The organism is Pseudomonas sp., assembly GCF_048269965.1.
Classification (GTDB): domain Bacteria; phylum Pseudomonadota; class Gammaproteobacteria; order Pseudomonadales; family Pseudomonadaceae; genus Aquipseudomonas.
The window spans coordinates 23004-39901 of record NZ_JBLWTV010000022.1 but is presented as its reverse complement, the minus strand read 5'-3'; the positions used below and the strand labels follow the sequence as shown (position 1 = coordinate 39901).

18 protein-coding genes are annotated in these 16898 nt (G+C 63.7%); 8 read left to right on the top strand and 10 right to left on the bottom strand.

The genetic code is table 11. The features are described from left to right. Nucleotides 1-58: 58 nt before the first annotated feature. The gene (locus ACN0X6_RS20730) at nt 59-946 is read right to left on the bottom strand and encodes a LysR family transcriptional regulator (protein ID WP_417706878.1); all 888 of its coding nucleotides are present in this window, start codon (nt 944-946) and stop codon (nt 59-61) included. A gap of 119 nt (nt 947-1065) precedes the next feature. Between ACN0X6_RS20730 and lysM the strand changes: the two genes are divergently transcribed. Then, the gene (gene lysM / locus ACN0X6_RS20725; protein WP_417706877.1) at nt 1066-1500 is read left to right on the top strand and encodes a peptidoglycan-binding protein LysM; all 435 of its coding nucleotides are present in this window, start codon (nt 1066-1068) and stop codon (nt 1498-1500) included. A 76-nt stretch (nt 1501-1576) separates the two neighbouring features. Here the strand turns inward: lysM and yrfG are convergent, their stop codons facing one another. Next, nucleotides 1577-2239 carry a GMP/IMP nucleotidase gene (gene yrfG, locus ACN0X6_RS20720; protein WP_417706875.1) on the bottom strand — a complete coding sequence of 221 codons (663 nt, stop codon included), beginning with the start codon at nt 2237-2239 and terminating at the stop codon, nt 1577-1579. Nucleotides 2240-2348: 109 nt separating this feature from the next. Between yrfG and nudE the strand changes: the two genes are divergently transcribed. Beyond that, nucleotides 2349-2915, top strand: coding sequence for an ADP compounds hydrolase NudE (nudE, locus tag ACN0X6_RS20715; protein ID WP_417706874.1), 567 nt, complete (start codon nt 2349-2351; stop codon nt 2913-2915). After that, nucleotides 2912-3736 (top strand): 3'(2'),5'-bisphosphate nucleotidase CysQ, encoded by an 825-nt coding sequence (gene cysQ, locus ACN0X6_RS20710; RefSeq protein ID WP_417706872.1) that lies wholly within the window; start codon nt 2912-2914, stop codon nt 3734-3736. The genes nudE and cysQ overlap by 4 nt, the downstream gene beginning before the upstream one ends. 58 nt (nt 3737-3794) lie before the next feature. Here the strand turns inward: cysQ and ACN0X6_RS20705 are convergent, their stop codons facing one another. The 8 genes from ACN0X6_RS20705 to gshB all read right to left on the bottom strand — a co-directional run bounded on the left by ACN0X6_RS20705 (nt 3795) and on the right by gshB (nt 12020). Then, nucleotides 3795-5702, bottom strand: a complete 1908-nt coding sequence (locus ACN0X6_RS20705; RefSeq protein WP_417706871.1) for a beta-ketoacyl synthase — start codon at nt 5700-5702, stop codon at nt 3795-3797. A 300-nt stretch (nt 5703-6002) separates the two neighbouring features. Next, nucleotides 6003-7274 carry a dihydroorotase gene (locus tag ACN0X6_RS20700; protein WP_417706869.1) on the bottom strand — a complete coding sequence of 424 codons (1272 nt, stop codon included), beginning with the start codon at nt 7272-7274 and terminating at the stop codon, nt 6003-6005. Continuing rightward, on the bottom strand, nt 7274-8281 hold the full coding sequence (locus tag ACN0X6_RS20695) for an aspartate carbamoyltransferase catalytic subunit (RefSeq protein ID WP_017678427.1): 1008 nt from the start codon (nt 8279-8281) through the stop codon (nt 7274-7276). The genes ACN0X6_RS20700 and ACN0X6_RS20695 overlap by 1 nt, the downstream gene beginning before the upstream one ends. A gap of 11 nt (nt 8282-8292) precedes the next feature. Then, nucleotides 8293-8796: a bifunctional pyr operon transcriptional regulator/uracil phosphoribosyltransferase PyrR gene (gene pyrR, locus ACN0X6_RS20690; RefSeq protein ID WP_037003769.1), complete on the bottom strand. Its 504-nt coding sequence runs from the start codon at nt 8794-8796 to the stop codon at nt 8293-8295. A gap of 30 nt (nt 8797-8826) precedes the next feature. Beyond that, nucleotides 8827-9264, bottom strand: a complete 438-nt coding sequence (ruvX, locus tag ACN0X6_RS20685) for a Holliday junction resolvase RuvX (protein WP_090430074.1) — start codon at nt 9262-9264, stop codon at nt 8827-8829. Continuing rightward, the gene (locus ACN0X6_RS20680; protein WP_417706867.1) at nt 9261-9830 is read right to left on the bottom strand and encodes a YqgE/AlgH family protein; all 570 of its coding nucleotides are present in this window, start codon (nt 9828-9830) and stop codon (nt 9261-9263) included. The genes ruvX and ACN0X6_RS20680 overlap by 4 nt, the downstream gene beginning before the upstream one ends. A gap of 248 nt (nt 9831-10078) precedes the next feature. Further along, on the bottom strand, nt 10079-10975 hold the full coding sequence (locus ACN0X6_RS20675) for a TonB family protein (protein WP_417706865.1): 897 nt from the start codon (nt 10973-10975) through the stop codon (nt 10079-10081). 88 nt (nt 10976-11063) lie between these two features. Further along, a complete protein-coding gene (gshB, locus tag ACN0X6_RS20670; protein ID WP_417706864.1) occupies nt 11064-12020 on the bottom strand; it encodes a glutathione synthase in 957 nt (318 codons plus the stop codon). Nucleotides 12021-12261: 241 nt separating this feature from the next. On the opposite strand from gshB, the gene pilG reads away from it, so the two are divergent. From pilG to ACN0X6_RS20645, 5 genes are all read left to right on the top strand, one after another. Then, nucleotides 12262-12669: a twitching motility response regulator PilG gene (pilG, locus tag ACN0X6_RS20665; protein ID WP_017678433.1), complete on the top strand. Its 408-nt coding sequence runs from the start codon at nt 12262-12264 to the stop codon at nt 12667-12669. A 46-nt stretch (nt 12670-12715) separates the two neighbouring features. Beyond that, the gene (pilH, locus tag ACN0X6_RS20660; RefSeq protein WP_003458790.1) at nt 12716-13081 is read left to right on the top strand and encodes a twitching motility response regulator PilH; all 366 of its coding nucleotides are present in this window, start codon (nt 12716-12718) and stop codon (nt 13079-13081) included. A gap of 45 nt (nt 13082-13126) precedes the next feature. Beyond that, nucleotides 13127-13660: a chemotaxis protein CheW gene (locus ACN0X6_RS20655; RefSeq protein WP_160018990.1), complete on the top strand. Its 534-nt coding sequence runs from the start codon at nt 13127-13129 to the stop codon at nt 13658-13660. A gap of 272 nt (nt 13661-13932) precedes the next feature. After that, nucleotides 13933-15969 carry a methyl-accepting chemotaxis protein gene (locus tag ACN0X6_RS20650; RefSeq protein WP_192980359.1) on the top strand — a complete coding sequence of 679 codons (2037 nt, stop codon included), beginning with the start codon at nt 13933-13935 and terminating at the stop codon, nt 15967-15969. 60 nt (nt 15970-16029) lie between these two features. Continuing rightward, nucleotides 16030-16890, top strand: coding sequence for a protein-glutamate O-methyltransferase (locus ACN0X6_RS20645; RefSeq protein WP_417706861.1), 861 nt, complete (start codon nt 16030-16032; stop codon nt 16888-16890). Nucleotides 16891-16898 lie beyond the last annotated feature (8 nt).

Here is a 16898-nt window from a genome sequence, read left to right as displayed (position 1 = left end):
GGCCCATGGGCGGGGAGCGTCTAATCGTTGGTTTTGATGTTCTGATCGAGCAAATCTATCAAGCGTCCGCCAGCCACTCCCGTGCCTCTTCGAAGCAGGCTTGCGCGAGCGGTGAGGCAGGGGCGCTACGACGCATGATCAGGCCTTGAGGTGCCAGGGTATGAGCCCCCTCGATGGGCAGAAGGCGCAGGTGACCGTCGGTCGGAGCGCCATCGGCCGGCAACGGCATGACGCTGCAGCACAGACCGGCGCTGACCGCTTGAGTCAGGTGGTGCACGGCATCGGCCTCCAGGCGCACCTGCGGGCTGAGGCCGCGAGCGCGGAAGCTGTGATCGATGGACTGGCGAAAGTGCATGCCGGTCGAGAGCAGGCCCAGGGGCAGGTTGGCCAACTGCTCCCAGCGCAGGCTGCTGCTGACGAAGTGGAAGTGACGCTGATCGTAGAGCAGGCCCATGCGTGCTTCGGCCAACTCCAGGCTGGCGAAGTGCTCGCGGTCGAGTCGGTCGAGATAGGACAGGCCAAGGTCGAGCTGATTACGTACCAGTCCCTCGAGAATCTGATCGCTGCTCAGCGCATGCAGCTGAAAGCGCAACCCGGGGTGACGCTCGGCGAACAGGCTGATCAGGCGCATCGGGTCGAAACTGGCCAGCGGCACCACGCCCAGGCGTAGGGTGCCCACCAGATGTCCACGGCAGGCGGCAGCCTCGGCAAGCAGGCCATCCTGCGCTGCCAGCAGGCTGCGCGCCCAGGCCAGGATGCGCTCACCTTCGGCGCTGAAGCCCTCGAAACGCTGTCCGCGGCGCACCAGCTCCAGGCCCAGCTCGTCTTCCAGCTGGCGCAGGCGCATGGACAGCGTCGGCTGGGTCACGTGGCAGCGTGCAGCGGCCTGACCGAAGTGGCGGGTCTCGTCGAGGGCGACGAGAAATTTCAGCTGCTTTATATCCATGGGGGCTCCTGGTTTGCCCGGATTCTAATGCGCGAATGCTAATCAAGGGTGTTTCCTGAACTAGACTTTGGTCTCCGGGCGGTTTGCCCGGCCATTCACAAGGAACGAGAGGAATCGCCATGAGTCTGTTTGCCTTTGTCAAAGACGCCGGGGTCAAGCTCTGGGAATCGCTGGTGGGTCAGGAGGCGCAGGCCGCCGAGTCACTCAAGGAACACGTTACCAAGGTTGGCCTGGGTCACCCGAACATCGAGGTCAGTGTCGAGGGTGACAAGGTCATCGCCCGTGGCGAAGTGGCCAGCCAGGAAGAGAAGGAGAAGATCCTCCTGGCGCTGGGCAACGTCGTCGGTGTCGGTGAAGTCGAAGACCAGATCAACGTGACCACGCCGGCCCCCGCAGCGCGCTTCGTCACGGTGAACAAGGGCGACACGCTGAGCGCCATCGCCAAGGCCGAATACGGCAATGCCAATGCCTACATGAAGATATTCGAGGCCAACAAGCCGATGCTCAGTCACCCGGACAAGATCTATCCGGGGCAAGTGCTGCGGATTCCGTAGGGCGGATGTCGCTTTTTACATCCGCCGGAACGGCCTCAGGTAGCCACAGGTGGAAAACGCTTCGCGGTTTTCCACCCTACAGCCCCTGCACCAAGTCCCGGTAATCCTCCACCGCCGCGAATTCCTCGGTGTCCTTAGCGCCGGCCTGACTGTCCGGCTGGCGCACGGCAAGCAGATGGGCGACACCGAACTGCCCGGCGCTGCGCAGGATCGGCAGGCTGTCGTCGATGAACAGGCTGCGCGCGGGGTCGAAGTCGACGTCCTGGCGCAGGGCGAACCAGAACTGCTGATCTTCCTTGGGGAAGCCATAGTCATGGGAGCTGATCAGGCGCTCGAACCAGGGCGCCAGCTCGACGCGCTCCATCTTCAGCGACAGTGAATCGCGGTGCGCGTTGGTGATCAGCACCACGCGCTTGCCTGCTGTGCGCAGGGCTTTCAGAAACGACTCGGCATCCTCGCGCAGGGCGATCAGATGGGCGACTTCGCGCTTGAGATCGCGGATCGACAACTTCAGCTCGCGGCTCCAGAAATCGGTGCAGTACCAGTTCAGCGTACCGGCATGCTGGCGAAACAGCGGCAGCAGCTCGGCCTGGGCCAACGCCAGGCTGACGCCGTGATGCTCGGCATAACGCTGCGGCAGGTGGGTGAGCCAGAAGTGATTGTCGAAGTGCAGATCGAGCAGGGTGCCATCCATGTCCAGCAGGACGGTGTCGATCTGGTGCCAGGGTAATGCGGGCATGCGCGCGTCTCGGTTGAGGCGATGGTTTCGCCTTGATGCAATCTCGGTCAGGGATAATACGAAAAGCCGCTGTATGATAACCCGCTCGGTCCCGCCAAGGAGTTGCCTCATGCGCCAAAAACCCACGGTCCTCGCCCGCGAAATCGTCGCCAGCAGCCGTCTGTTTCGTGTCGAGGAAGTGCAGTTGCGCTTCTCCAACGGCACGGAACGCACCTATGAGCGACTGGTCGGCAGTGGCTCGGGCTATGGCGCGGTGATGGTGGTGGCGATGCTCGACGCCGAGCACGCGGTGCTGATCGAGGAGTATTGCGGCGGCACCGACGACTATCAGCTGTCGCTGCCCAAGGGGCTGATCGAACCGGGTGAAGACGTGTTGGTGGCGGCCAATCGCGAGCTCAAGGAAGAAGCCGGTTTTGGCGCGCACGAGCTGGAGTACATCACCGAGCTGAGCCTGTCGCCCGGTTACATGAGCCAGAAGATTCAGGTGGTGCTGGCGCGCAATCTGTACGAAGAACGCCTGCCCGGCGACGAACCCGAGCCGATGCGGGTCGACCGCATCAGCCTGCGCGAGCTGTCCAGTCTGGCCCAGCACGAGCAGTTCAGCGAAGGGCGTGCCCTGGCGGCGCTGTACCTGGTGCGCGACCTGCTGACCCAGCGCGGGGAGTTCTGCCCGTGAGTCATCCTTTCATTCCTCAGGTGATCGAACTGGTACGCGCGGCTGGCGCCGCGACCCTGCCGTACTGGCGCAGCGGTGTGGCGGTGACGGAGAAGGCCGATGCCTCGCCGGTGACCGCTGCCGACCTGGCCGCGCACCATATCCTGCTCGATGGCTTGCAGGCGCTGGCGCCGGAGGTGCCGGTGCTGTCGGAAGAGGCCGCCGATATCCCGCTGGTCGAGCGCGCCGCCTGGACGCGCTGGTGGCTGGTCGATCCGCTCGATGGCACCAAGGAATTCATCGCTGGCTCCGAAGAGTTCACGGTCAACGTCGCCTTGATCGAGCGTGGCCGTGTGGTCTTTGGCGTGGTTGGCATTCCGGCCAATGGTCGCTGCTATTACGGCGGCGCGGGCCTCGGTGCCTGGCGCAGCGACGTGCCGGGCGAGGAGCAGTCGATCAGCGTGCGTCTGGCGCCCGCGCAGGGTTTTACCCTGGTGGCCAGCAAGCGTCATTCAAGCGCGGCGCAGGAATCCTTGATGGCAGGTTTGGCCGCCCGTTTTGGTGAGCCGGCGCTGGCCAATATCGGCAGTTCGCTGAAGTTCTGCCTGCTGGCCGAAGGCAATGCCGACTGCTATCCGCGCCTGGCGCCCACCTCGCAGTGGGATACCGCCGCCGCGCAGGGTGTGCTGGAAGGGGCGGGGGGCGAGGTGCTGGATCTGGCCGGCGCAGCGCTCACCTACGAGGCACGCGAATCCTTCCTCAACCCCTCTTTCCTGGCCTTGCCGGCCGCCGCGCCGTGGCGTGGCGAGCTGATCGAGCTGGCGCGGGCGCTTCAATCGTAGGGCGGGTGAAACCCGCCGCGACATTGGCGGGTTGCACCCGCCCTACAACGCAACATGCTCAATCGAGCATATCGCTGTAGCGCGCGTCCTTCTTGAACACCAGCGGCTGGTCGAAACCCGGCACCTTCACTTCTTCGGTGGTGATGGAGATCGCCTGGTCGTCGATCATGTCGTTGCCGAAGTTGTAGATGATGTCCAGCTTGCCCTGCAGCGCCTGGCTGTCGTAGGCGGCAGCGGCGGCACGGGTGCCTTCACGGCGCGCCAGGTAGGCGTCGAAAGCGGCCTGGCCATGACGCTTGCGCAGCATGCGTTCGGTGACGTGCGGAGCCAGCACCAGGGCGCTGGCGTTGTTGCCGCCGAAACCCTTGGAGTTGATGAAGGCCACGTCCAGCGCCTGCTCACCCACTTTACGGTCTTCGGTGGACAGGCTCAGGTGAGCCTGGTGCACGTCGCCGGCGACCGCGTCGATGGTCTTCAGGCCCGGCAGGATGCCGTACTTGAAGGCGCCGAGGGCCGCGATCACCTGGTCGCCGCTGGCGGTGGCCAGGGAATGGCCGACGAAAGCCTTCACTGCAGTGACCGGCCACTGTTCGATGCCGAAGGCCGCCGCGACGCGGTCGAGAATCTCCGACTCGGTGACGCGGTTGGCCGGCGTGCTGGAACCGTGGGCATGGACGAAACTGCGGTTGCGTACGGCGTCCAGGCCGAGCAGCTGTACGGCGCTGGCCACGGCCTTGGCCACGGTCAGGTAGTTGCCCGGGCCGGGGGCGGAAATGGATTTCTTGAAACCATCGGCGTTGATGAACACGTCCGGCACGGCGCCATGAATGTCGGCGCCCAGTTCCAGGGCCAGTTCGTCGTCCATCAGCACCACGAACTGGCAGGCTTCGGCCAGGGTGAAACCGCAGTTGTCGCCGAACGGGCGGCTGGCGCGGCGGAAGTCCACTTCGCGCTTGCCCTCGATCTGGCGCAGGCCTTCTTCGGTGGCCAGTGCGCCCATGGCGCCGTAGCCCTCGATGCACTCCTGATTGATCGGCGCCTCGCTGCTGCCGACGATCACCACACGCGCCTTGCCCGAAGCGATCTGCTCGATGCCCTTCTGCAGGTTGTAGAGGAAGGTGGCGCAGGCGCCGGTGATGCTGCCGGTGGTGCCGACGCTGCCGAGCACGTAGGCGTTGATGAAGTCGGCCGGCATGGTGTTCAGGCCCAGGGCCAGTTGCTTGGCGGTGACGCGGCCGCCCTTCAGGCGCGACTGCATCATGCCACCGAAGCCGTTCTCGTCGAGCTGGCTCATGATGCAGCTGGCGAACACGGCGATCTCGTCTGGTGCGACATGTTGCACGATGCGCTGCCAGTCGATGCCCACCGAACGCAGGGCGTCGGTGACGCCGACCACGGTCATGGCCAGGCCGCGCGGGTGGAAGCGTGCGTTGTACAGCTCGCTCGGCTCGAAGCCGGTGGGCAACTGGCCGGCGGATTTCACCGCCAGCGGGCGGTAGCTGTCGACCTTGAATTCGCAGCTGTCGTGCAGGGTGACGCGCACTTCATTGCCTTCGAGTTCTTCCAGTGACCAGTTGGCCGGCAGCGGCTCGGGCAGTTGCTTGCGCTGGGTGATGAAGCTCAGGCTGGCGCCATTGGTGGGGGCCACGCTGATGTTCTTCTGCCAATGGGCAGCGTCCGGGTCGAGATGCTGCTTCTCGAGACGGCGCACCAGGGTGCCGGCCAGGATTTCCTTGGCGTAGCGGCTTTCGATGTCGGCGAGGCTCAGCGCCTGGCCGTCCTGATCCTGGTACTGGCCATCGACCACGCGCACCAGCTTCATCATCTGCGCCAGCCCGGCCAGGGTTTCCTGGCGAGCCTGGGGTTCCAGCGACTCCTGCACGGTGCGACGGAAGCCATGGTGGAAGGAGCTGCGCCCGGCTGCGTTGTAACCCCCAAAACCCACGATCACAGGTAAGCGCGACATAAATCAAAAGCTCCTGAACAAGGCCAGCGCGACGCCAGGCCGGCGCCTCAGGGCGCGAGCAGGGTCATAGGGCGGTGGCGTTTGGAAAATTTCGGCTGCCTAACCTGACGTGGATCATGACTGTCGAGTCACTCATTCGTCCAATGTCGTGGCGAGCGCGACCTGTGTCGCGGATGGGAAGGTCGCTGGGGCGTAGGGCGCGCCGTGCGCCCCGCAGCATTCGGAGACTGGTGCGCACGGCGCACCCTACGGCACTGCATAGTGGCTGGCGAGCCCGCCGGGTGGCGGGCTCGTGATGGTTCAGCCCTGGTAGCTGATATGTCCGTCGACCAGCGTGTAGCGCACCGCGCCGGGCAGGCAGTGGCCGAGGAAGGGGCAGTTGCTGCCCTTGGAGTACCACTGCTCACCGGCGACGGTCGAGGCTCCTGCATCGAACAGCACGATATCGGCAGCGCCGCCGACGCGCAGTGAGCCGGCCGGCAGCCGCAGTGCGGCCGCCGGGCCATTGGTCAGGCGTGCCAGCAGCGTTGGCAGGTCGAGCAGGCCGTCCTGCACCAGACTCAGGGCCAGCGGCAGCAGCAACTGCACGCTGCTGATGCCCGGCTCGGTCGCGGCGAAGGGCGCCAGCTTGGCGTCGCGTTCGTGGGGCTGGTGGTGGCTGGCGATGGCGCTGATGACCCCGGCTTTCACCGCTTCGCGCAGGCCATCACGGTCGGCCTGCGAGCGCAGCGGCGGTTGCACGTGATAGAGGCTGGAGAAGTCGATCAGCGCCTCGTCGGTGAGGATCAGCTGGTACAGCGCCACATCGGCGGTCACCGGCAGGCCACGGGCCTGGGCGGCGGCGATCAGCTCGGCGCCCCGGGCGCTGGTGATCTGGCTGAAGTGTGCGCGCACGCCGCTCTGTTCCACCAGCAGCAGGTCGCGGGCCAGTGCCACGGTTTCGGCGGTTTCCGGGATGCCGGCCAGGCCGAGGAAGCTGGCGGTCGGGCCTTCGTGGGCCAGGCCGCCTTCTGCGAGATCGGCGTCCTGCGAGTGGAAGATTACCTGCAGGTCGAAGGTGGCCGCGTATTCCAGTGCGCGGCGCAGGGTGCGGCTGCTGCGGAAGTTGTCCAGGCCGTTGCCGAAGGCCACGCAGCCGGCGTCGCGCAGGGCGACCAGTTCGGCCAACTGTTCGCCGGCCAGGCCTTTACTCAGCGCGCCAATGGGGAAGACCTTGGTGTGCCCGGCTTCACGAGCACGGTCGAGGATCAGCTCGGCCACCGCCGAGGTATCCAGTACCGGCTTGGTGAAGGGTGGGCAGCACAGGCTGGTGACACCACCGGCCGCTGCGGCCAGGGTTTCCGTGGCAATGCTGCCCTTGCGGCTATAGCCGGGCTCGCGCAGGGCCACCGACAGGTCGACCAGGCCGGGCGCCGCGATCAGACCCTGGGCGTCGAGGCGCTTGTCGCTGACGAAGCCAGCTGGCGCCTGACCAGTGGCGACCAGCTTGCCGCCGTCTATATATAGGTCGGTGACCTGATCCAGACCGCTGGCCGGGTCGATCACGCGGGCGCCGAGGATTGCGGTACGCATCAGTTGGCCTCCTCGGCGTTGAGTTGACGTTGGGCGTTCTGCCCGCTCATGGCCATCGACAGCACGGCCATGCGGATGGCGATACCGTAGGTGACCTGGTTGAGGATCACCGACTGCGGGCCGTCGGCCACTGCCGACTCGATCTCCACGCCACGGTTGATCGGGCCCGGGTGCATCACCAGGGCATCCGGCTTGGCCAGCTTGAGACGTTGCTCGGTGAGGCCGAACAGGCGGTAGAACTCGCCCTCGCTGGGCAGCAGGCCGCCCTGCATGCGCTCGCGTTGCAGGCGCAGCATGATCACCACGTCGACGTCCTTGAGGCCTTCGTTGGCATCGCTGAACACGCGCACGCCGTAGCTTTGTTCCAGGCCGATGGGCAGCAGGGTCTTCGGTGCGATCACACGGATATCCGGGCAGCCCAGGGTCTTCAGCGCCAGCATGTTCGAGCGCGCCACCCGCGAGTGCAGGATGTCGCCGACGATGGCCACCGACAGATTCTCGAAGTCGCCCTTGTGCCGGCGAATGGTGAGCATGTCGAGCATGCCCTGGGTCGGGTGCGCGTGACGGCCGTCGCCACCGTTGATGATCGCCAGGTTCGGGCACACGTGCTCGGCGATGAAGTGCGCGGCGCCGGAGTCGGCATGGCGCACGACGAAGATATCGGCGGCCATGGCTTCGAGGTTGCGCAGGGTGTCGAACAGCGTCTCGCCCTTGCTGGTCGAGCTGGTCGAGACGTTGAGGCTGATGACGTCGGCCGACAGGCGCTGGGCGGCCAGCTCGAAGGTGGTACGGGTGCGCGTGGAGTTCTCGAAGAACACGTTGCACACGGTCTTGCCGCGCAGCAGCGGGACTTTCTTCACCGCGCGCGCGCCGACTTCGAGGAAGGAGTCGGCGGTGTCGAGGATTTCGGTCAACAGCTCGCGGGGCAGGCCGTCGAGTGAGAGGAAGTGGCGCAACTGACCTTGGTCGTTCAGTTGCAGCGGGCGCTTGGCGGCGAGTGGCGTCATCGCGGAGGGTCTCAGTTGTCGAGCGTCTGGAGTTCGAGGGTCAACGGCGTGGGGCCGGACAATTTTACCCGCTCGTTGGCGGCCAGCGACAGGGTGGCACCGACCACGTCAGGGCGGATCGGCAGCTCACGGGCATTGAGGTCGAGCAGGCTGACCAGGGTCACGCTGGCCGGACGGCCGTAGTCGAACAGTTCGTTCAGCGCGGCGCGAATGGTGCGCCCGCTCATCAGCACGTCGTCGATCAGCACCAGGTGCTGGCCTTCGATCTCGAACGGCAGTTCGGAGGGTTGCACTTGAGGATGCAGGCCGTTCTGGGTGAAATCGTCGCGGTAGAAGGACACGTCGAGAATGCCCAGTGCGTCATCGCGCCCCAGTGCTTGCAGCAGGGCTTGGGCAACCCAGACGCCGCCGGTGCGGATGCCGATGAAGCGCGGCTCGCTGATCTGGCGCTGATTCAGGTGTTGAGTCAGGGCGCTGGCCATGGCCGGTAGCAGATCGTTGGGGTTGGGTAGCATGGCGAAACTCCTTGATGCGGGCCGAGTCGCTCAACCCGGACAGTTTTCCTCTAGCCAGCCCTGCAGTAGCAGGGCTGCGGCAATGGCGTCGACCGGGCGCTCGCGATAACCGCCGCTCTGGCCTTCGCGCAGGCGTTGGCCCTTGGCTTCGAAGGTGGTCAGGCGTTCATCGTGGGTGTAGGCCGGCAGGTTGAAACGGCCGTTGAGGCGGCGGGCGAATTTCTCGGCGCGGGCGCTCATTTCGCTTGGCGTGCCGTCCATGTTCAGCGGCAGGCCAACGACTACTGCGTCTGGTTGCCACTCCTTGATCAGCGCCTCGACGCGGCTCCAGTCCGGCACGCCGTTCTGCGCCTTGAGCACGCAAAGCTCGCGCGCCTGGCCGGTGATCACCTGGCCGACGGCGACGCCGATCTGCTTGGTGCCATAGTCGAAGCCCAGCAGCAGGCGCAGTGGCTTGTCGCTCATCAGGCGTGCCCGACCTGCGAGGTCAGCAGGCTGAGGTTGATCCCCAGGCGTGCGGCTGCGGCATTCAGGCGTTGATCGAATGGCAGGTCGAACAGAATGCTGCTGTCGGCGGGGCAGGTCAGCCAGGCGTTATCGGCCAGTTCAGCCTCCAGTTGCCCGGCATCCCAGCCGGCGTAGCCGAGGGTGATCAGGTAGCGATCAGGGCCGCTGCCGTCGGCGATGGCGAACAATACGTCCTGCGAAGTGGAGAGGCCCAGCTCGCCCAGCTCCAGGGTTGCCTGGAACTGCGGGCCGGCGGGGTGCAGGACGAAGCCGCGATCGGTCTGTACCGGGCCGCCGGCGAAGATCGGCAGGCTGTGGCACAGTGCCGCAGGCTCTTCGTCAGGACGCAACTGTTCGAGCACATCAGCCAGATTCAGGCCGTTCGGCTTGTTGATCACCAGGCCCATTGCGCCCTGCTCGTTGTGTTCGACCAGGTAGGTGACGGTCTGTGCAAAGTGCGGATCGGCCATGTGCGGCATGGCAATCAGGAAGTGGTGCTTGAGCGAGGTGGCGGCTGATTTCTTCATGATGGCTAGTTTCGGCTTTAAGGCGCCGGGCTTCAAGCTGTAGGGCGGACTCAGGAGCGCAGCGAACAGTCCGCCGCTCTTCGGCGCCTCACAAATCCCCTGGTGTAGTGCTTCCGAGCTGCCATCGCACCGGTACGTCCTACTGCGCGTGCGCCCGTCCGTCAGTCCGTAGCCCGGATGAAATCCGGGAGCGGTACTGAAATTCCCGGATTTCATCCGGGCTACGGTCAACAAGCGACGTTGCCGGGTTAATTGCTCGACAATCGATCACCGCGTTCGAAGCGCCAGGTGCGGATGATTTCAAGGCGATCGATGTCGGCCAGGTCGCCGGTGAAGGGCGCGTAGGGCGCGGCCAGGCGCACGATGCGTTGTGCGGCCTGGTCGAGCACGGCATGGCCGGAAGATTCCAGCACCTGTACCTCGTACAGCGAGCCATCACGGTTGATCGACACCAGCAGGCGCAGGCTGCCGTATATACGTTGGCGACGGGCATCGTCGGGGTAATTGAGGTTGCCGATGCGTTCGACCTTCTTGCGCCATTCGTCCTTGTACCAGGCGCCCTTGTCGCGCATGGTCGAGGCGGCATTGAGGCGGTGGATCTTCGGGCGCTTGGCGTACTGCTGAACTTCCTGGGCCAGCTCGGCTTCCAGGCTGGCGATCTCGGCTGACAACTGCGCGGAGTCGAACACGGGGGCGGGCCGGGTCTGCGGAACCGGTTTGCTCTCTTCGCGTTTGACCGGGGTTTTCTGCTGCTGCGGCGCGCGCGTGGCGACGGCGGCCTTGGGGGCTTCCTGCCTGGTGGCAGGCTGCTGTGGCGTGGTTGGCGGTGTGACCTTGCGCACCTCGCTGTCCTGGAAGGGCGCCTGCTCGGTGGTCTTGGGTGCTGCGGCGTGTTCAAGCGTGCCGCTGCCCTGCTGGTTGTCCTGCGCCAGGAAATCCGCTTCCTTGGGCTTCTCTTCACTCTTGAAGGTGGACAGCGTGATTTCCAGCGTCTTGCTGATTTCCGGCGGCGACTCCAGGCTGAAGCCGACGCCGAGGATCAGGGCCGCGTGCAGTGCTGCCGCGAGAAACAGGGTGAATCCCAGGCGGTCCGCCGGTCGGGCGTTGGCGGAGGAGGTGGTCGGTGGGGAGGCGGCTGCGTTCATCGCGTATCGGGTCTGCTTTCGAATGTCGCGCAGTCTGCCGGGTAGCAGTAGGCGCCTGCAAGTTGCGGGCGCCAGGCTGCCACCTGCGTCAAGCTTTTAAGCCGCGTTTGCGTGCAATGCAGTCCATCAGCTGTTCGCCGATGCGGGTGTCGAACGCGGCATCTATCTCACGGATACAGGTCGGGCTGGTGACATTTATTTCCGTCAGATGATCACCAATCACATCGAGCCCGACGAAGATCAGTCCCTTTTCGCGTAGCGTAGGGCCGACTGCCGCAGCAATTTCGCGATCACGTTCGGTCAGCGCTCGCGCCTCGCCACGGCCGCCTGCGGCCAGGTTGCCGCGGGTCTCTCCGGCCGCCGGAATGCGCGCCAGGCAATAGGGTACCGGTTCCCCGTCGATCATCAGGATGCGTTTGTCGCCGTCCTTGATCGCTGGCAGGTAGGCCTGCGCCATGATCTGCTGGTGGCCGTGCAGGGTCAGGGTTTCCAGAATCACCGAGAGATTCGGGTCGCCTTCGCGGTGGCGAAATATCTGCGATCCGCCCATGCCATCAAGGGGTTTGAGAATGATGTCACGGTGCTCATGGGCAAACTGGCGCACAATGTCGGGACGCCGGCTTACCAGAGTCGCTGGTGTGTATTGGGGAAACTGGGTGGCGAAGAACTTTTCATTGCAGTCGCGCAGACTCTGCGGCCGATTGACCACCAGTACGCCGTCGCGCTCCGCCTGCTCGAGCAGGTAGGTGGAGTAGACGAATTCGTTATCGAAGGGCGGGTCCTTGCGCATCAGGATCACGTCCAGTTCGGCGAGCGGCGTGTCCTGTTCCGTACCAAGGGTGAACCAGCGCTGTGGGTCGTTGAACACTTCCAGAGAGCGCAGGCGGGCACGGGCCTGGCCGCGAACCTGATAGAGATCCTGCTGCTCCATGTAGAACAGCGACCAGCCGCGTGCTTGAGCGGCCAGCAACATGGCCAGCGAGCTGTCCTTCTTGAAGGAGATGCTGGCAATAGGATCCATGACGATCCCGAGACGAAGGCTCATGGGGGGTAAACTCCGTGAGATAAGGGCGAAGGCCGGGTTGGCCGCGCCGAACGATGGCTGTCAGGGTGGCGCCGGCCGGGCCGCGTGGTCAAGGGCGGAGCTGCCCTGGCAGGCTTATAGCTTGCATCTGGAGAGTGTGCTAAAAAGGCCCGACGATTGGGTCAAGCCCCATCGAAGACTGGGCCTCAGGCATACTGATAACACGAATATAACGACTCACCGAGGCGATGGTAGGGCGAACATGGAACAGCATACCGAGGGTTTGAAAGTGATGGTGATCGACGATTCGAAAACGATTCGTCGCACCGCTGAAACTCTGCTGAAAAAAGTGGGTTGTGATGTCATCACTGCGGTCGATGGCTTCGATGCCCTGGCCAAGATTGCCGACACGCATCCCAGCATTATCTTTGTCGACATCATGATGCCGCGTCTCGATGGGTATCAGACCTGTGCCCTGATCAAGAACAACAGTGCTTTCAAGTCCACGCCTGTGATCATGCTGTCCTCCAAGGACGGTCTGTTCGACAAGGCCAAGGGGCGTATCGTCGGCTCCGATCAGTACCTGACCAAGCCTTTCAGCAAGGAAGAGCTGCTCGGTGCCATCAAGGCTCACGTGCCCGACTTCACCCCAGTGGAACAAGCCTCCTGACGTTCCGGCCTGACCGCCGCACGCCACTTCTGTATTGGGAAACACCATGGCTCGAATTCTGATTGTTGATGACTCCCCGACCGAGATGTACAAGCTGACCGCCATGCTGGAAAAGCATGGGCATCAGGTACTCAAGGCGGAAAACGGCGCCGATGGCGTGGCTCTGGCCCGCCAGGAAAAACCCGACGCGGTGCTGATGGATATCGTCATGCCAGGCCTCAACGGCTTTCAGGCGACCCGTCAGCTGACCAAGGACGCCGAGACCAGCCATATCCCGGTGATCATCGTCACCACCAAGGATCAGGAAACCGACAAGGTCTGGGGCAAGCGCCAGGGCGCCAAGGATTACCTGACCAAGCCGATCGACGAAGATACCTTGCTGAAGACTCTCAATGCGGTACTGGCCGGCTGATGCCGTGCTGTTCGCTTACTAGCTAAAAAGAAGGCCAAGGCTGGCATGTCCGTGCAGACTCCTTTCCAGATTCTCCTTGAGATTGATCAGCGTTGCCGGGTCTTGGCGGCTGGCCTGCCGTCGCAACAGGCGGCGGTACAGAGCTGGAGCGGTATCGGCTTTCGCATGGGCGAGCGATTCTTCGTCGCGCCGATGGGGGAAGTGGGAGAGGTGTTGCACGAGCCGCGCTACACCCTGCTGCCGGGTGTGAAGGGCTGGGTCAAAGGGGTGGCCAACGTGCGTGGCCGCCTGCTGCCGATCATGGACCTGTGCGGGTTCTTCGGCAATGAACTGTCGCCGCTGCGCAAGCTGCGGCGAGTGCTGGTGGTCGACCACCAGGAAATCTTCGCTGGCCTTACGGTCGACGAGGTTTTCGGTATGCAACATTTTCCCGTGGATGCATTTTCCGAGCAGTTGCCGCCTCTGGAGGCGAGCATTGCGCCGTTCATTCATGGTGTTTTTCAGCGGGAACAACCCTGGTTGGTGTTCAGCCCTCATGCGCTGGCAATCGATCAGGTCTTTCTCGATGTCGCTTATTAGCAGGCCGTTCAAAAAAGTGTAGGCAGCGACTGCATGGATGCAGAAGGTAGGGTGAAGCAGGAAGCCCGAGTCGATGCAGGCAAGACAAGGCGAAAGCGGTCGAAAAGCGCTATTTACGACTGTAAATGAGCATTTCGAGGTCGCTTTCAACGCAGTGTTGCCAACGCAGGTAGTTTTTAAAGAGCCTGCGGATTTTCGGTTGGGTCGGTTGTTCCGACCCTTTGGCGTTACATGGGAACCGTAGTGCGGTCGGTCCAGGCGGGGGCCAGAAAATGAAAAAATTCAATGCAGGTAATTTGTTGGTCGGAGCACGCAGCAGCACGCTGATCGCGTCGCTGTTCGTCGTGCTCATCGTGTCCATCGTGCTGTTGTTCGCGAACTTCGCCTACATCAACACCCAGTCCAACTACGATACCGAGTACATCAGTCACTCCGGTGAACTGCGCGTACTGTCCCAGCGTATCGCCAAGAACGCCACGGAAGCGGCGGCAGGTACTGCCGAAGCCTTCGGTCTGTTGCGTGATGCGCGCAACGACTTCCAGCAGCGCTGGGGTTACCTGACCGATGGTGATGCCAGCAGCGGTTTGCCGCCGGCGCCCGAGTCGGTACAGGCACAGATGGCTACCGTGCAGCAGGACTGGGACAGCCTGCGGCAAAACACCGACGCCATTCTCGCCAGTGAGCAGACGGTACTGTCGCTGCACCAGGTAGCCGCCACCCTGGCGGAAACCATCCCGCAGCTGCAGGTCGAGTACGAGGAAGTGGTCGACATCCTGCTGGAAAGCGGTGCACCGGCTGCCCAGGTTTCCGTGGCCCAGCGTCAGTCGCTGCTGGCCGAACGTATCCTCGGTTCGGTGAACAAGGTGCTGGCGGGTGACGAAGACTCGGTGCAGGCCGCCGACATGTTCGGTCGTGACGCCAGTCTGTTCGGTCGTGTACTGGCGGCGATGCTCGAGGGCAACGCAGCGATGGAAATCAGCCAGGTAACCGACGAGGAAGCCCTCGAGCGTCTGGCCGAGATTTCCGAGCTGTTCGAATTCGTATCCGGCTCGGTGGACGAAATTCTCGAGACCTCGCCGGAACTGTTCCAGGTGCGTGAATCGGCGAACTCCATCTTCACCGTGTCGCAGACCCTGCTGGACAAAGCCTCCGAGCTGGCCGGCGGCTTCGAAGACCTGGCCTCGGGTCGCGCCATCAACACCCTGTTCGGCTACGTGCTGGGCGCCTTGGCGCTGGGCTCGATCATCCTCATCGGTCTGGTGATGGTGCGCGAGACCAACCGTCGTCTGGCCGAGACTGCCGAGAAGAACGAACGTAACCAGGCGGCGATTCTGCGTCTGCTCGACGAAATCGCCGACCTCGCAGACGGTGACCTGACCGTGGCCGCGACGGTAACCGAAGACTTCACCGGTGCCATCGCCGACTCCATCAACTACTCCATCGACCAGCTGCGTGACCTGGTAGCCACCATCAACCTGACCGCCGTTCAGGTAGCCGGTGCTGCCCAGGAAACCCAGGCCACGGCGATGCACCTGGCCGAAGCGTCCGAGCACCAGGCGCAGGAAATTGCGGGTGCCTCCGCAGCGATCAACGAGATGGCCGTGTCGATTGACCAGGTATCGGCGAACGCTTCTGAATCCTCTGCGGTAGCGGAACGTTCCGTAGCCATCGCCAACAAGGGCAACGAAGTCGTACACAACACCATCACCGGCATGGATAACATCCGTGAGCAGATCCAGGACACCTCGAAGCGGATCAAGCGCCTCGGTGAATCGTCCCAGGAGATCGGTGACATCGTCAGCCTGATCAACGACATTGCCGACCAGACCAACATCCTCGCACTGAACGCCGCGATCCAGGCCTCCATGGCCGGTGATGCGGGCCGCGGCTTCGCCGTGGTAGCGGACGAGGTACAACGCCTCGCAGAACGTTCTTCGGCGGCGACCAAGCAGATCGAGGCGCTGGTAAAAACCATTCAGACCGACACCAACGAAGCCGTTATCTCCATGGAGCAGACGACTTCCGAAGTGGTGCGCGGTGCTCGCCTGGCGCAGGACGCCGGTGTGGCACTGGAAGAGATCGAGAAGGTATCGAAAACCCTCGCGGCCCTCATCCAGAACATTTCCAACGCCGCCCGTCAGCAGGCCTCTTCGGCCGGCCACATTTCCAACACCATGAACGTGATCCAGGAGATCACCTCGCAGACGTCCTCGGGTACCACCGCCACCGCCAAGAGCATTGGTAACCTGGCCAAGATGGCCAGTGAGATGCGCAAGTCGGTGTCCGGTTTCACCCTGCCAGACGCCTGATAAAGGAGTGCGAAGGCTGGCGGCAGCCTTCGCTACACAGCCATGACTCAGGGCGAAGGTATGCAGTCAGCGGGCGTTTGGGCATTGCGCCCGGTGGCCGATATGTCGCAAGCCGATTTTCACGACTGGCAGACGCTGCTCGAGGCGCGTACCGGTGTGGTGATCAGCGAGCAGCGGCGCGCTTTTTTGCAGACCAACCTGAGTGCGCGCATGCGCGAACTGGGCGTCACGGATTACGCCAGCTACTACCGTCAGGTCACCGATGGCCCACGTGGCGCGGTGGAGTGGTCGAACCTGCTGGATCGTCTGACCGTGCAGGAAACCCGCTTCCTCCGTCATCCGCCCTCGTTCGAGGTGCTCTCGCAGTATCTGCAGGAGCGTCTGGCGGCTGGCCTGGGCAAACCCTGGGAGTTGTGGAGCGTGGGTTGCTCCAGTGGTGAGGAGCCTTATTCGCTGGCGATTCAGGCTGCGGAGGTTCTTCAAGGCAGCGAGTTGCCCGAGCATTTCGCGGTGACCGGTACGGATATCAGCCAGGGCGCACTGGGCAAGGCACGCGAGGCGTGCTACTCGGCGCGACGCCTGGAGCAGGTGAGTGACGAGCTGCGCGAGCGCTATTTTCTCGCCCAGGCCGATGGACGCTTCAAGGTAGTGCCGAGCCTGGCAGCGCGTGTGTGCTGCGCCAAGCTCAATGTGTTGGAACTGGCCAAGGCGCCGATGTCCGGCATGGATGTGATTTTCTGTCAGAACTTGCTGATCTATTTCCGCCGCTGGCGTCGCCGCGACATCCTCAATCGCCTGGCTGAAAGCCTGGCGCCGGGTGGCCTGCTGGTCGTGGGTGTGGGCGAAGTAGCCGGTTGGCAGCACCCGCAACTGGTGCCGGTGGCCGACGAGCGAGTTCTGGCGTTTACCCGCAAGGGATAAGGCCAAGT